10 protein-coding genes are annotated in these 14,751 nt (G+C 66.1%); 6 read left to right on the top strand and 4 right to left on the bottom strand.

Going from position 1 to position 14,751, the window contains the following annotated elements; translation table 11 throughout:
• Window positions 1-235 precede the first annotated feature (235 nt).
• Window positions 236-787 (top strand): PAS domain-containing protein, encoded by a 552-nt coding sequence (locus ABAZ39_RS06015; protein WP_038527680.1) that lies wholly within the window; start codon window positions 236-238, stop codon window positions 785-787.
• Window positions 762-2,069, top strand: coding sequence for a methyl-accepting chemotaxis protein (locus ABAZ39_RS06020; RefSeq protein WP_038527682.1), 1,308 nt, complete (start codon window positions 762-764; stop codon window positions 2,067-2,069). The genes ABAZ39_RS06015 and ABAZ39_RS06020 overlap by 26 nt, the downstream gene beginning before the upstream one ends.
• Before the next feature lie 99 nt (window positions 2,070-2,168).
• On the opposite strand, the gene ABAZ39_RS32860 is transcribed toward ABAZ39_RS06020, so the two are convergent.
• Window positions 2,169-5,651, bottom strand: coding sequence for a response regulator (locus ABAZ39_RS32860; protein ID WP_051657832.1), 3,483 nt, complete (start codon window positions 5,649-5,651; stop codon window positions 2,169-2,171).
• 137 nt (window positions 5,652-5,788) lie between these two features.
• Here ABAZ39_RS32860 and ABAZ39_RS06030 point away from each other — a divergent pair, with 137 nt between their 5' ends.
• The gene (locus ABAZ39_RS06030; RefSeq protein WP_247881636.1) at window positions 5,789-6,607 is read left to right on the top strand and encodes an ABC transporter substrate-binding protein; all 819 of its coding nucleotides are present in this window, start codon (window positions 5,789-5,791) and stop codon (window positions 6,605-6,607) included.
• A gap of 3 nt (window positions 6,608-6,610) precedes the next feature.
• Here the strand turns inward: ABAZ39_RS06030 and ABAZ39_RS06035 are convergent, their stop codons facing one another.
• Window positions 6,611-8,455: a potassium transporter Kup gene (locus tag ABAZ39_RS06035; RefSeq protein ID WP_038530832.1), complete on the bottom strand. Its 1,845-nt coding sequence runs from the start codon at window positions 8,453-8,455 to the stop codon at window positions 6,611-6,613.
• 926 nt (window positions 8,456-9,381) lie between these two features.
• Here ABAZ39_RS06035 and ABAZ39_RS06040 point away from each other — a divergent pair.
• Window positions 9,382-10,836 carry an ATP-binding protein gene (locus tag ABAZ39_RS06040; protein WP_247874711.1) on the top strand — a complete coding sequence of 485 codons (1,455 nt, stop codon included), beginning with the start codon at window positions 9,382-9,384 and terminating at the stop codon, window positions 10,834-10,836.
• Window positions 10,837-10,942: 106 nt separating this feature from the next.
• On the opposite strand, the gene ABAZ39_RS36470 is transcribed toward ABAZ39_RS06040, so the two are convergent.
• Window positions 10,943-11,113, bottom strand: coding sequence for a hypothetical protein (locus tag ABAZ39_RS36470; RefSeq protein ID WP_175428589.1), 171 nt, complete (start codon window positions 11,111-11,113; stop codon window positions 10,943-10,945).
• 502 nt (window positions 11,114-11,615) lie between these two features.
• Here ABAZ39_RS36470 and ABAZ39_RS06045 point away from each other — a divergent pair.
• Window positions 11,616-12,308, top strand: a complete 693-nt coding sequence (locus ABAZ39_RS06045) for a LuxR C-terminal-related transcriptional regulator (RefSeq protein WP_038527688.1) — start codon at window positions 11,616-11,618, stop codon at window positions 12,306-12,308.
• Window positions 12,309-12,523: 215 nt separating this feature from the next.
• Here the strand turns inward: ABAZ39_RS06045 and ABAZ39_RS06050 are convergent, their stop codons facing one another.
• Window positions 12,524-13,201: a response regulator transcription factor gene (locus ABAZ39_RS06050; RefSeq protein WP_038527690.1), complete on the bottom strand. Its 678-nt coding sequence runs from the start codon at window positions 13,199-13,201 to the stop codon at window positions 12,524-12,526.
• Window positions 13,202-14,044: 843 nt separating this feature from the next.
• Here ABAZ39_RS06050 and ABAZ39_RS06055 point away from each other — a divergent pair.
• Window positions 14,045-14,692: a response regulator transcription factor gene (locus tag ABAZ39_RS06055; RefSeq protein ID WP_038527692.1), complete on the top strand. Its 648-nt coding sequence runs from the start codon at window positions 14,045-14,047 to the stop codon at window positions 14,690-14,692.
• The last annotated feature ends 59 nt before the right edge of the window (window positions 14,693-14,751 follow it).

Here is a 14,751-nt window from a genome sequence, read left to right on the forward strand (position 1 = left end):
CCCAGTGGGTGACTGGATCGCTCGCCTCGGACTCCGCGGAGCGCGCTTTGGCGCAACCTCTTTTGCGCGCGACGCATGTGGTACAATTTGTCGCGGCTCGTCCCTGTCCGTTTTTAAAGCCAACCGATTATTACGTACGCTATGAGTCAATCAACAAAAGGTATTACCAACGGTCAGGTTGGTGACTTGCTTGTCAAGTTTTTGAGTTCACCGCGCGTTTGAGAGGCGGACGGTCATGGCGGTCGGCATAGGCGGCACACACAACAGCTTGACCGGACAAGAGCGGACATTTCACCGCGACGAGATCATCGTCTCCAAGACCGATCTCAAAGGCCGCATCACTTACGCCAACGACGTGTTCCTGCGCATCAGCGGCTATAGCGAGTCGGAACTGCTGGGACGGCCGCACAACATCGTGCGTCATCCGGACATGCCGCGTTGCGTCTACAAGCTGTTGTGGAGCCGCATCGAGGCCGGAAGCGAAATCTTCGCCTATGTGATCAACCGGGCGAAGGACGGCGATCATTACTGGGTGTTCGCCCACGTCACACCGGTTTTCGGCAACCCGGACAGCGGGAATGGGCGGACCATCACCGGCTATCACTCCAGCCGCCGTGTTCCGGCGCGGCCGGCGGTGGACGCGGCGGCGGGCCTCTACGCCGCGCTGCGCGCGGAAGAGGCGCGGCACGCCGACCGGAACGCGGCCATGGCGGCCTCCGGCGCCATGCTGGAAAAACTCCTGCGCGACAAGGGCACGAGCTATGACGAGTTTGTCTTCAGTCTCTAAAGCGCTCGCCGCCGCCGCATCGGCCGCCCTGCTGTCGGCGGCGCAGGCGGTGTACGGTCTCGCCACCGGCGACGTCGCTGCCGCCGTGCTCGGTCTGCTGGCGGTGCTTCCCTGTCTTGCCGCCATCCGCTGGCTGGTGCTCACCAACCGGACCATCCGGAAAGCCATGACGGTGATCGCCGCCGCGGAAAAGGGCGACCTGCAGCCGCGCATCCTGAACATCCACGGCAACAGTCCCATCGCGGACATGCTGCGCACCGTCAACCGCCTGCTCGACCGCGTGGAATCCTTCGGCAAGGAGGCCAACGCCGCCATGCAGCACGCGGCGGAGGGGCAGTATTACCGGCGCATCGTGATGACCGGCATGGTCGGGGAGTTCGGGGCCTATTCCCGCCAGATCAACGACGGCTTGGCCGCCATGGACGGCAAGAGCCGCGAATTCGTGGAGAGCGCCACCCGCATCGGCGCCAACATCAAGGAGGTGGCGCAGAGCCTGTCGGCCAGCGCCGCCCAGCTCGAAGCCTCCTCCACCGCCATGACGGCGACCGCGGCCACGGCCAGCGAGCAGTCCTTCTCGGCGGCGTCCGCGGCGGAGCAGGTGTCTTCGAACGTGGACGGGGTGGCCGCGGCGACCGGCGAGGTTTCGGGCGCCATCGGCGAGGTGGCCCAGGGTGTGTCCCGCACCGCCGATCTCGCCCGCAGCTCGGTGGAGAAGGTGCGGGAGGCCGACGCGACCATCCGCTCCCTTCTCGCCGCGTCCGACCAGATCGGCGCCGTCGTTCAGCTCATCAACGACATTGCCAGCCAGACGAACCTGCTGGCCCTCAACGCGACGATCGAGGCGGCGCGGGCGGGCGAGGCTGGCAAGGGATTCGCCGTGGTGGCGACCGAGGTGAAGAATCTCGCCAACCAGACGGCCCAGGCGACGGAGGACATTACCCTTCAGATCGCCCAGGTCCAGTCGGTGACCCGTGATACGGCGGCGGTGATCCAGCGTGTCGGCGGCATGATCCACGACATCGACGAGATCGCCGTTGGCATCGCCGGTGCCGCCGAGCAGCAGAGCGCGGCCATCGACGAGATCAGCCGCTCCATCCGCGAAGCGTCGGCCGGCGTGCGCACCGTGGCCGACGCGGTGACCAGCGTGTCTTCCGGTGCCCAGGACGCCAGCGCCGCCGCCAGCCAAGTGCTCTCGTCGGCGGGGGAACTGGCGCGGCGCGCCGTGACGCTGAACGGCGACATCGACAGCTTCGTTGCCCGTGTCTGCGGCGGGCAGCGCTGAGCATCGGCGAACAGAGGACGCGCGGGGGGCCGGCTTCCACCACGGGGTGACGCCTATGGATCGTGGGGGCCCGGAACGGATGTGGGCCGTTCCGGATGGCTACGCCCCTTCGGGCCGCCTGTCCGTCGGAAGCCCCGCCGTCTCCAGCGCAATCCGAGCATTGTCCTTCGAGGTCTCGACGCGCTCGGCGTCTTTCAGGGCGGCGGCCAGAGCCTGGATCCGGTTTCCGCCGATGCCCGCGACATCCCTGTTGCGGGCCGCCGCCACGAGTTCATCGGCCAGCGCGGACGCTTGGGCAAATCCCACGTTTCCGGTCGAGCCCTTCAGGATGTGGGCTTCGCGTTCCACCGTCGCGAAATCCCCGCTCTGGGCCGCCTGCCGGAGCTGGTCGAGATGGCCGGGCGTTTCGTGGAGGAAGGTTTCCATCAGTATGGCGAACCCCTCGTCGCCGATTGCCTCGCGCAGGTCCTGGCGCTTCGCGTGGTCGATCCGCGGCGGCGTCGCGGCCTCATGGCGCGGTTCCGGCTTGTCGGGCCCGCTCCCTTTCGGATAACCGCTCCACCGGGCAACGGTCCGCAAGAGCTGGTCGGCGGCGATGGGCTTGGGCAGGTAATCGTCCATTCCCGCCGCCAAACAGACCGCCTGATCGCCTTCCATGGCGTTGGCGGTCATGGCGACGATCGGAACACGGGCGGCGGAACCGCCCATCCGGCGGATCGCCCGCGTCGCCGCCAGACCGTCCATTTCCGGCATCTGGACATCCATCAGGACAAGGTCGTAGGGCAGGGCGGCGACGGCGTTGACCGCCTCCAATCCGTTTGACACGGAATCGACCGCATGGCCGGCCCGGCGCAGCAGGGCCAGGGTCACCTGAAGGTTCACTGGATTGTCCTCCGCCACCAGGATGCGGCGGCGGGCGGTGTCGGACGCCACGCCTCCGGAAGAGGGGCTGTTCGCGGAAGCGGGCGCCCGCGGTGAGATCCTTGGCGGCGGCGCGGTGAACAGGCGCGAGATGGCGGCGTGCAGCGCCGCGGTGCGGATGGGCTTGACGATCCGCACCGCCACGCCGGCGACGTCCCCCTCCATATCGCCCATGCGGTGGGAGGTGGCCAGCGCCAGCGGCAGGGTCGCCAGCGCCGGTTCGGCACGGATGCGGATGGCCAGCTCCGGCCCGGTCAGGCCCGGCATGCAATGATCGAGGATGGCGGCGTCGAACGGCCGTCCCGCCGTGCTCGCGGCCAGAAGCCGGCGCAAGGCGTCCTCTCCTGTGGCGGCGGATTCGGTTTCCAGCCCCATCGCGGCGAGCTGACGGGCCAGCAGGTCGCGGTTCACCGCCAGATCGTCCACCAGCAGAACGCGCCGTCCGGCCCAAGCACCCGCTTCCCCGGCCACGGACGTGTTTTCCGTCGCCGCGCCACGCCACAGGGGAATGACGGCCCAGAACACGCTGCCCTCTCCGGGCACGCTGTGCACGCCGATCCGCCCGCCCATCAGCTCGATGAGGCGTTTGCAGATGGCAAGGCCGAGCCCGGTCCCGCCGTGACGCCGGGCCGACGACCCGTCCACCTGGCTGAACATGGAGAACAGGCGCTTGTGGTCCGCCGCGGCGATGCCGATCCCCGTGTCCCGGACTTCGAAACGGACGGACACCAGCGTGTCCTGCGGAGCGCCGTCCTCCGCATCGCGCGCCAGCGCTTCGCCCCCTTCGGAGGGGAGGCTGTTCTGCTCGATCGACAGCACGATGGTCACGCTGCCCTGATCGGTGAACTTGACCGCGTTACCGGCGAGGTTGATCAGGATCTGGCGCAGCCGCCCCGGATCGCCGCGCAGCGGGCCATGCAGGGACGGCGGCACGTAGCTGGCCAGTTCCAGCCCTTTCGCCGCGGCGCGCGGGGCCAGCAGTTCCACCACGCTCTCGACCAGCGGCACGGCTTCGAAGTCGCTCACCTCCAGCGTGAGGCGTCCGGCGTCGATCTTGGAGAAGTCCAGGATGTCGTTGATGATGGTCAGCAGCGATTCCGCGGAATCGCGGATGGTGTCGGCGTAGCCCCGCTGCTCCTCGTCGAGCTTGGTTTCCTGAAGAAGCCCGGCCATGCCGATCACACCGTTCATGGGCGTCCGGATCTCATGGCTCATGGTCGCCAGGAACTCCATCTTGCTGCGCTGCCCGGCCTCGGCTTTCTCCTTGGCCTCGGTCAGCGCCCGCTCGACCCGCTTGCGCTCCGACAGGTCACGGAAGAACGCGGCGAAGAGGATGCCCTGCTGGGTCCGCACCTCGGCGATGGACAGGTCGAGGGGAAAGACCTCTCCATCCATTCGCAGGCCATCGACCTCGCGGGAGAAATTCGGGCCGATCCGGCGGGCGCCCGCGGCGATGGTCTCCATGATGCGGCTGTGAGCCGCGTGATGATGCGGCTCCATCAACTCCTGCACATGGCGCCCGATCAGATCGCCGGGCGGGTAGCCGAAAATACGGTGGGCGGCGCCGTTCGCGGATTCGATAACGCCGTCCCCGCGCACCGTGAGGATGCCCTCCACAGCGGTTTCCAGAAGCGCGTTGAAGCGGGCGTTGCCGTCCTCCAGCTGGGCCTCCTTGCGGCGCAGCAGGATCAGGGCGCCCGTGAACAGCAGGATGACCAGACCGGAGCCCAGGGCGACAACAGCGATTTCCAGCTGGTTGGTCCACCAGCCCGCCAACTCCTCGTCTTCGCTGCGGCTGATCGCCAGAACCAGCGGCCAGATCGGCGTGGCGCGATAAGCGGTGATGCGCGCCTGTCCATCCGGGGCGGTTTCATGGAACACGCTGCCTTCCGACACTGGAAGATGGACCCGGAACAGATCCGTCCCCGTCATCAGGCTGCCGATGCCTTCCCCACCATCCTGCGGAAGCCGGGTCAGGAGCAGGCCATCCCGGCGGTAGAGCGACACCGTTCCGTGCAGGCCGTTGCGCACCGCCCGGAAGACGCTCTGCAGATACTCGGGATTGACCGAGGCGATCGCGACCCCCAGAAGCGTCCCGTCCGCCCCGCGAATGGCCCGGCTCATCGGCAGGACCCATTTGCCCGACCGATCCTCCGGAGCCCCGGCCGGCGTCAGAAATCGGCCCCGCACCGGGCTCCCGATCTGCAGCCCCTTGCTCTGACCGGACAGGTGGGCGCGGAACAGATCGAACTCTGCCAAGGAGGTGCCGAGCAGCCGCGGGTCCTCCGTCGTCGCCACCAGGATACCCCGGCGGTCGAGCACCGAAAGGCCACGGATGTGCGGCGACCGGCGCAGGCGTTCCTGAAGCAGGGGCGTCAGCGCCCCATCCTCGTGGCCCGGCGTCGGCTGACCACCCAGCAGATTGCCGAAGGTTACCGCATCGCCCACCGAGGCGAGGGTAACGTCCACCGTCTGGACCGTGCGGCTGACGGAGGATTCCAGGGCGCTCGCCAAGTCGTCGATGTTTTCCGCCGCCTGCTTCAACGCCAGGGTGCGGTCGGCATGGATGTCGTAGGTGAATTCGAACAGAAGCGCCATCACCGACAAGAAAGCCAACGCGAGAAGGGCGCCCCGATGCTGCAACAGGGCAAGCTTGACCATCACGCGCGGCTCCGTGCGATGTGCTGATATCGTACGAATCTTAACAGCGGGCGGGCGAATCGCAAGCCCGCGCTGTGCAGGCTGGGCGCGTGGTGCTATCCTGTCGCAGTGGTCAGTTGGTTTCAGGGGGCAAGGCGGTGCGGCGTCTATCCATCGCGCTGTCGGCGTTGGCGTTCCATGCGGCGCTCCAGTCGATGTTCCTGGTGTCCGGCACGGCGCCGGTCCTGGCGGAAAGCCGGCTCGACCGGATACAACGCACCGGGCTGGTGCGTGTGTGCATGTGGCCGGACTATTACGCCATCTCCTTCCGCAATCCCTACAGCGGCGAGCTTCAGGGCCTGGACGTCGACATGGCGCGGGCCTTGGGCCAGGATCTGGGCACGCGGGTCAGCTTCGTGGAAAGCGGCTTTTCGAGCTTCATCGCCGATTTGCTGAGCGACCGTTGCGACATCGGCATGTTCGGCATCGGCGTCACCGCGGCCCGCGCCGAGAAAGTCGCGTTCAGCCAGCCCTATCTGAACAGCGGCATCTACGCCGTTTCCTCCCAGGCGCACCCGCGCATCCTGCGCTGGGACGATCTGGACCAGGACGGCATGGTGGTCGCGGTTCAAAAGGGCACCGTCATGGACGATTACGCCAGCCGCGCCCTCCGCAAGGCCAGTGTCCGCATCGTCTCCGGACCTCAGGAGAGGGAGGAGGAGGTGCAGTCCGGGCGCGCCGACGCCTTTCTGACCGACTATCCCTACGGTCAGCGGATCCTCAGCGTCCACCAATGGGCGCACCTGATCACGCCGGAGATTCCGGTGCAGTCCACGCCCTATGCCTACGCGGTGGCGCCGGGAGACCCGCTGTGGCTGGACCGGGTCAACCGGTTCGTCGACGCGGTCAAGCGCGACGGGCGGCTGGAAGCCGCCGCCGCGCGTTTCCGCCTGACCCCCATCGTGGCGCGCGACTGACGGTCAGATCTCCACCTGCGTGCCCAGTTCCACCACCCGGCCCGGCGGAATGCAGAAGAACTCCGTGGCGGACAGGGCCGTCTTCGACAGCAGGATGAAGGCGGGCTCGCGCCAGCTCGGCAGGCCGGTCGAACGCGACGGGATCAGCGTCTCGCGGCCCAGGAAGAACGACGTCTCCATCATGTCCAGATGCAGGCCGAAGCGGCGGCACCTTTCCAGCGCGCGGGGAATGTGCGGCTGTTCCAGATAGCCGAAGCGCAGGACGACCCGGAAGAACCCCTTGCCCAGTTTCTCGACCAGGACGGCGCGGTCCGGGGAGACGCGGGGCACCTCCTCCATGATGACCGTCATGACGACCACCCGCTCGTGCAGCACCCGGTTGTGCTTGATGTTGTGGAGCAGGGCGTGGGGGACGACGTCGGGGTTGCCGGTCATGAAGATGGCGGTCCCGGCGACGCGCTGCGGCGACTGCGGCGTGACGCGCTGCAGGAACAGGTCCATCGGCAGGGCGTCGGCGTAGAGCCGCTCGGCGAGGATGCGGCGGCCCCGGCGCCATGTCGTCATCAGCGTGTAGACCGCCGCGGCGATCAGCAGCGGGAACCAGCCGCCGTCCGGCACCTTCAGCAGGGTCGCCCCGAACAGCGCGAGGTCGATCACCAGCAGCGTGGAGAAGGCGGCGACCACCAGCAGGGGATTCCAGCGCCACAGCCGCCACGCCACCACCGCGGCCAGGATCGTGTCGATGGCCATGGCCCCCGTCACCGACACGCCGTAGGCGGCGGCCAGATTGCTGCTGGACCCGAAGCCGATCACCAGGATCACCACGCCGATCAGCAGCAGCCAGTTGTTGCGCGGGATGTAGACCTGCCCGACCTCATGCTCCGAGGTGTGGCGGATTTCGCGCCGCGGCAGATAGCCGAGTTGCACGGCCTGCCGGGTCAGCGAGAAGGCGCCGGAGATCACCGCCTGGCTGGCGATGACCGTGGCCGCCGTGGACAGCAGGACCAGGGGAAGCTGCGCCCAGTCCGGCGCCAGATGGAAGAAGGGGTTCTCCAGCGTCTCCGGCTCGTGCAGCAGCATGGCGCCCTGCCCGAAATAGTTCAGCAGCAGGGCCGGCAGGACGAGGTAGAGCCAGGCGATGCGGATCGGCGCTCGCCCGAAATGGCCCATGTCGGCGTAGAGCGCCTCGGCCCCGGTGACCGCCAGGACCACGGCGCCCAGCGTCAGGAAAGCCACCCAGCCGTGGTTGACGAACAGCGCCGCCCCGTACAGCGGGTTGAACGCGCGCAGCACATCCGGCCAGTGCAGCACCTGCATCAGGCCCAGCACGGCCAGCGTGGCGAACCACACCCCCATGATCGGGCCGAAGAAGATGCCGACGCGGCCGGTGCCCTGCCGTTGGAACAGGAACAGCAGGGTGAGGACCGCCAGCGTGATCGGAACGATGTAGGGGGACAGGGCGGGGGTAACGACCTTCAGCCCTTCGACCGCGCTCAGCACCGAGATGGCCGGGGTGATCAGGCTGTCGCCGTAGAACAGCGCCATGCCCAGGATCGCCAGCGCCATGATGGCGCGGTTGCCCGCTCTGGAGCTGAGCCCCCGGTGGGCCAGCGTGCCCAGAGCCAGGACGCCGCCCTCGCCCTTGTTGTCCGCCCGCATGACGAGCAGGACGTATTTCAGCGTCACGACGATGATGAGCGCCCAAGTCGCCAGCGACAGGATGCCGAGGATGGTCGGCTCGTCGAGCGGCAGGCCGGTGTGGGTGAAGGACTCCCGCATGGTGTAGAGCGGGCTGGTCCCGATGTCGCCGTAAACGACGCCCAGCGCCCCCAGGACGAGAGCAGGCATGCGGTTGGCTTGAGGGGGGTGGCCCGGGGAGGTGGGAGCGGCGCCGTTCGGTCCGTCGCCGGTTTGCTGGTTGGCGCTGTCCATGATGGTCCGTTCGTTCGGATCGCGGTCCGGTGTCGGGGGTCCCTCCTTGCGGGCGGAACGCTTCGGCCGCGAACCTTCTCCTTACATCAACCGCTCACCACAAGACCATATGGTTCCGGTGGTGCGGGGCCGCCAGCCACAGCGTGCAAGGCGACGTGAATCGTCGCAATCGGATTTGATGCCGGTTCTGAAAGCCGACCTCGAACGCGACATCGCGCCAATGCGCCTGGGATGGAACAAAAAACGAACAAGCGGCTTGTCGTTCATTTTTTGTTCTGATACATTTTCCTTCGTTGACGTTGTCGCCAAGCTGCCGTCCGGCGTTTCGACGTCGCCCGTCGTGTCCCCGCCAACCGATCGAGGAAGATTGCCATGTCGATCCTGGTTTTCCTGCGCGAGCTTGCCGGACTGACGGCCCTGTTCGGCACCCTGTTCGTCTGGACCCTGTTGGGCCACGCCGCCGGATTCTGAGGCGCCGGACCACCCGGAAGGAGTCGCCATAAGGGTTGGACCTCCTCTGGATAATAATCCGAAATCCCAGGCAACCCTTGCCGTCGCATCGCTTACATCCGGAATGCGTCCACCGCAGCCGCCGGGCAACTCCAGCCAAGCCGGGGCCAGCCGGAGCGGGGCGGGCGACGCGACGATCAGACCACCGGTCAAGGCCGGCTGGTGACGACAACGCGGAATTCTGGGAATCGGGACGGATGCGAAACTTCTTTCGGAAGCGGCGGGCGACCGCCGATGCGGATGACCGGATGTCCATGGGTGGCGGCATCACGGGTGGTGGAGCGGCCGGACCGGGCTCCTCCCCGGGCAATGCGGCTCAAGGGCATCCGCCGATGCAATCCCAGAGCCCCCTCGCGGGCCGTCCGGCACCGCATCTGCGACCGGTTGGCGGCGCGGCGGGGACGGGGCATGGCGGCGGGCTTGGCGAGACGATGCGCGGCCCGTCGGGGTTGCGGCACGATCCGCTGAACAGCCCGCTTGGCGGCGGTGCCGGTGGTGGGTTGGGCGGTCAGCGTGGCCAAGCTCCCGTCGACACGGATCTTCCGCGCTTCACCATGACCGTCAACGGCGGCCTGCGTGGACCGGGTGCGGTCGGTGCGCCGGCGATGCTGAAGGGGCTCACCCCCGAACTGAACGGCCTGCTGCGCGAAGCCTTCACGCCGACGCGGCCCAAGCAGCAGCTGAACTCGCTGTTCATCGGCCGGACCGACACGCTGAAGCGCATCATCTCCGCCATCGAGGAGGAGCGGGCGCACGTCATCCTGTTCGGCGACCGCGGGCGCGGCAAGACCTCCGTCGCCAACGCCATCGAGAAGATCGCCGGTCAGGCCGGCTACCTCTCGCTGAAGCTGACCTGCAGCGCGGAGCTGAGCTTCGAGGACATCTTCCGTCATTTCCTCAAGAAGATCCCCTCGACCTACTACCGGTCGGGGATCGACAACCCCTTCGCCTCGCGACGCAGCTTCACCAGCTTCAACGAGCTTCTGCCCGAGGGCGGATTCAGCGTGACGGAGCTGAACGAGGTCCTGTCGGGCATCCACGCCACCCACGTGCTGCTGATCCTCGACGAGTATGACCGCGTCACCGACGAGGACTTCCGCAACAAGCTGGCCGAGCTGTTCAAGAATCTGACCGACAGCTCGATCCCGGTGACGCTGCTGGTGGTCGGCGTCGCCGAGAACCTCGACCAGCTGCTGGGCAAGCACCCGTCGATCCAGCGCTCGCTGGTGCCGGTGCATTTGCCGCTGATGACCGATGTGGAGATCGGACGCCTCATCAACGCCGGTGCCGAGAACGCCGGAATCGCCTTCGCGCCGGAAGCCGTGGACCGCGTCTGCGAGTTCGTCCGCGGTCTGCCCTACTACGCGCAGCTTCTCGGCCTGCACGCCGCCCGCAGCGCGGTCAGCCGCGGTTCGACGGTGGTGGAGCGGGACGACCTCGCCTACGCCGTCACCCGCTGTCTCCAGGAGGCGGAGCGCGGCATCGTCGACTCCTACGCCCGCGCGCTGGCCGCCGAACGCCGTGCTGAGCTGGAGGATGTGCTGCTGGCCTGCGCCTTGTGCCCGGCGGACTCCTACGGGACCTTCGACCCCAAGGAGCTGGCCGGACCGGGCGGCGTTCCGCCGACCAAGGAGGCGCTGGGCATCCTGGAGCGGCTCTGCCGCGAGGAGTATGGCGGCGTGCTGGCTCCGGTGGTCGAGCCGGGTTGGACCCGCTACCGCTTCCGCAACCAGATGATGCGCCAGTATGTGCTGATGCGTCAGGCCCACGAGCGCGGCCAGATCTGACCGTCCATCCACGGCAGACCGGTCCGGGGAGGCCCCTTTCCGCTGTCAGGCGGGGAGGGGCCTTCATGCATTCCGGCGTGCATTCCGGCCTGCGCTTTTCCGAGGGTCAGCGCGAATCGAGCAGCATCGCGGTGAGGACCGCGCCGGCGACCAGCGCGCACAGGGCGAGCACGATGGCGAGGCTGCGCAGAAACTGGCGCATTTCCCCCTGCTTCCAGGCGCTTCGGGCCAGAAGCAGAAGATAGCCGGCCGCCGCCGCCCCAATCATCGTCCACATCGAACCGCGCACCGCCTCTGTCGGGAACGCTCCCTCCGCATGGTTTTATGACCTACGGTGAGGGGGCGGCGGCGATCATAGGACGCCCACGGCAAGGGGTGGATGCGCTTCTTCGGCATGAGTGCCTCCTGTCCGTTTGGGGTCGGGAACTTTCGGCAACCCATATGCACCGGGCATCGCCATCGCGCATCCAAAGCGTGCGCGCCTCCGCAAGAAAGTGGTAGAAAATTCAGAAAGTATCCATTCGATTGGGGGTGATGGATACTTTAAAAGAGATGCAGTAATCCATGATTAAAAGTAGCTTTGCGCATATGCCCAATGCGTTCTTCTTTTAATCCCACAGAGTGGTACCGTGTTGCACGACACAGGGGTAAGGTCATCCAAAATATCGGCACGTCAATGCCATCGGTGGGGCACGGGTGGGGAAACCTCGGGTGATTGGTAGCCTACAAGATTGCCCAGGGAGTCAGAGCAATTTTCCAAAAATCGCGGGAGCTGACCAATGGAACCAGTGCGTGCTTTTCTGATCGACTCCAATAAGCTGTTCCGCGAAGGCCTGAAGAGGCTTCTCGACGATTCACCCTTCCAGATCGCGGCGGAGGCGGGGAATCTGCGCGAGGCGCTGAACTCCGTGGAGAACGGCCTGCGTCCGCAGCTCATCTTGCTCGATCTGGTGAACGGAGGCGAGGAGGAGGCCGATGGCATGCGGCGCCTGCGCGCCCAGCTTCCCGACGCGCGCATGGTCATCCTGACCAGCGACCTGTGCACCCGCCGCCTCGCCAACGCTCTGGAGGCCGGGGCCGACGGCTACCTGATGAAGGATCTGTCGTCCGACGCGCTGGCCCAGTCGCTGCGCCTGGTCATGATGGGCGAGAAGGTGTTTCCGACCCATCTCGCCGCTCTGCTGATCTCCGGCCGGGTGAACGGGAACGGCACCGACATGCCGGTGTCGCGCAAGGGCCTGTCGCAGCGCGAGGTCCAGATCCTGCGCTGCCTGCTGAACGGCGACAGCAACAAGATGATCGCCAACCACCTGAACATCACCGAGGCGACGGTGAAGGTTCACTTGAAGAGCCTGCTGCGCAAGATCAACGCGTCGAACCGCACCCAGGCGGCGATCTGGGCATTGAACAACGGCATCGGCGGGGAATTGGCCGGGGCCGGGGCGGTGACCGCGGCGGCCGCCCACCAGTAACCGCTCTCCCGCGGTCATCTCCACCGGTGCAGGCGCCGGACCGGCCCGCCATACCCGTTCGGGGTGGCGGGCCGGTCCGGCGTTTGCGCGTCCGGCCAAGGGCGGGGCATGCACCCGCTTGGCGCCCAAAGGGAAACCAGAGCGCAGACAGAAAATATCCCGGCGCGGTGGCCGGGATTCTTGCGGTTGGAAGGTGAGGGGCGTCCGACGTGGCGTCAGGACGTGCCGGTCCGATGGGCCGGGGCCGTGTGCATATGCGGCGGCACCATGCCTTCCCGGGCGGACTGCAACGCGCCCTGCTGTCGCGCGGCGAAGACGCCGGCTTCCGTTCGGTTGCGGAAGTGCAGCTTGGACAGAACACTGCGCACCATCGACTTGATGACCGCCTCGGACAGATCGAGCTGGTTGGCGATCGTCCGGTTGTTCAGCCCCTGGCCAAGCAGGCGCAGGGTTTCGAACTCCGGTTCCGACAGCCGCGGCAGCAAGGTCAGCCGGATCTCATCGACGCCCAGCCGGGACAGGAACTGCTTGGGCATCAGACAGTGCCCCTCCAGCCCCAGGTCCAGCAGTTCGTTGATGCGATCCACGTTGATGTCCTCGAACACCCACGCATCGGCGAAGGCCAGGATGTGTGCGGCGTCCAGCAATTCCCGCGACGACAGCACCACGACGATCCGCGACCGGCGTGACAGCCGCAGATAGACCATCGGTTCGTTCTCGCGCAGCGCGGTGAACTGCTGAAGGCCGATCAAGATCGCATCGGGCGTCAGCGTGCTCTGCGTCAGTTCCGATATGTCGTGGAAGACGGTCACACGATGGCGACCGGCCCGGTCGAGCGCCTGCACCACGGTGTCGGTCAGGGAATTGTTGTCGAGAATCAGGCAGACGTGCATGGGGGTCACCGCGTTCCGGGTCGAGTGCGATGCTTTCTCTTGGGCGTACTCATGGTTCATGTGCATGGGTCAGCTCTGTTTGGAGGAGGCATCCACGGCAGGCCCTTGTCGGGCGTTATCGCCGCCTGTGTTTTAGGCTTGTCTCGTGCTCTTTATCCGTCGGCGCTCTGTGTCTTCGCTTAAGTGACTTCGTTTAAAGACTGCATCGAATTTCTGGTATATATCCATCAAACCTGGAAAAAAACTTGACACTGTGACAAACAGTTTATAAATTAGACGTGTAACACGTAAATCAAACGATAGATGATCACTCAAGATCGTCAAGCGCATCTGAATGGCGACCGGATCGCTCCAAGCGATAACTCTTTTGTGACGGACCGCACTGAAAGGCCAGTACAGGTGTGTGTCGCAAAGTGGGGCATTCCCGCAGGAAAAGTGCCGGCCATTCGTACAGGACGGCACACCGATTGGATAGGTTTTCACGCATTTCGATCATTGGCGCTAATCCTTTGCGCGCATGGGATGTTCCGTGGCGGGACGTCGCCAAGGCATTCGTTTTGAACAACCAAACATGGAAAAAATTCCGCTGCCGCTTTCTTTCGTGCAGAAGCATAGATGAAAAGTCATAGTTCCCGTTTTGTTCAGTCGGCCTTTGCTGTATAGGTGATTGTTCCGCGCCGCAAATGACCTATGGCCCTTGTCCGGATATTGCCCCTCTTCCGAATGTGGTAGCAGTTCTTCAAGCCACGGGGCGAAAGGGTAGTTGGATCGCCAACGGGGTGGCCCGGTTAGTCCGGGGAGGGCTGATCCGAAGCAACGGGAAAAACGAAGGCGGACGGGGCCATGAAAATTCTGATCGGTGACGACCATCTCCTTTTTCGTGAAGGCCTGCGCCGTCTTCTGGAGCAGCTTCACGGGGACGCGATCTTCGTCGAGGCGGGCACCTTCGACGAGGTTCTTCAGCAGTGCCGCGTCGGCGGCGGGTTCGACGTGGTGCTGATGGACCTGCACATGCCGAACTGGCCGGGTTTCGACGGGCTGCGCGAGGTGCAGAGCCTCCAGCCGGGCGTGCCGGTTGTGGTGATCTCCGCCTCCGAGGCGCTCAACGACATCCGCGGCGCGCTCGACCACGGGGCCACCGGCTACATTCCGAAGTCGAGCAGCGTCAAGGTGATGATGGGCGCGCTGAACCTCGTGTTCTCCGGCGGCATATACGTGCCCCCCGGCGCGCTCACCGCCGCGACCGCGGCCTCCGACGCCGGGCCGCGCCGCGGTCGCCTGGACGGCGCGGACCGCAGCGCCTACGGCCTGACCCAGCGCCAGCGCGAAGTCCTGGATTGCCTGCGGGCGGGCAAGTCGAACAAGCAGATCGCCTACGAACTCGGCCTGTCCGAGGGCACGGTGAAGATCCACGTCACGGCGATCTTCAAGTCGCTGGGCGTCAAGAACCGCACCCAGGCGGTGATCGCCGCCGCCGCCATGGCCTCGTAAAGGGGCAAGTTCGAAGGTCACGGGGCAGGGCGGGAAACAAAGAAAACCGGGTTGGAGAC

The organism is Azospirillum argentinense, assembly GCF_000632475.1.
Taxonomy (GTDB): domain Bacteria; phylum Pseudomonadota; class Alphaproteobacteria; order Azospirillales; family Azospirillaceae; genus Azospirillum; species Azospirillum baldaniorum.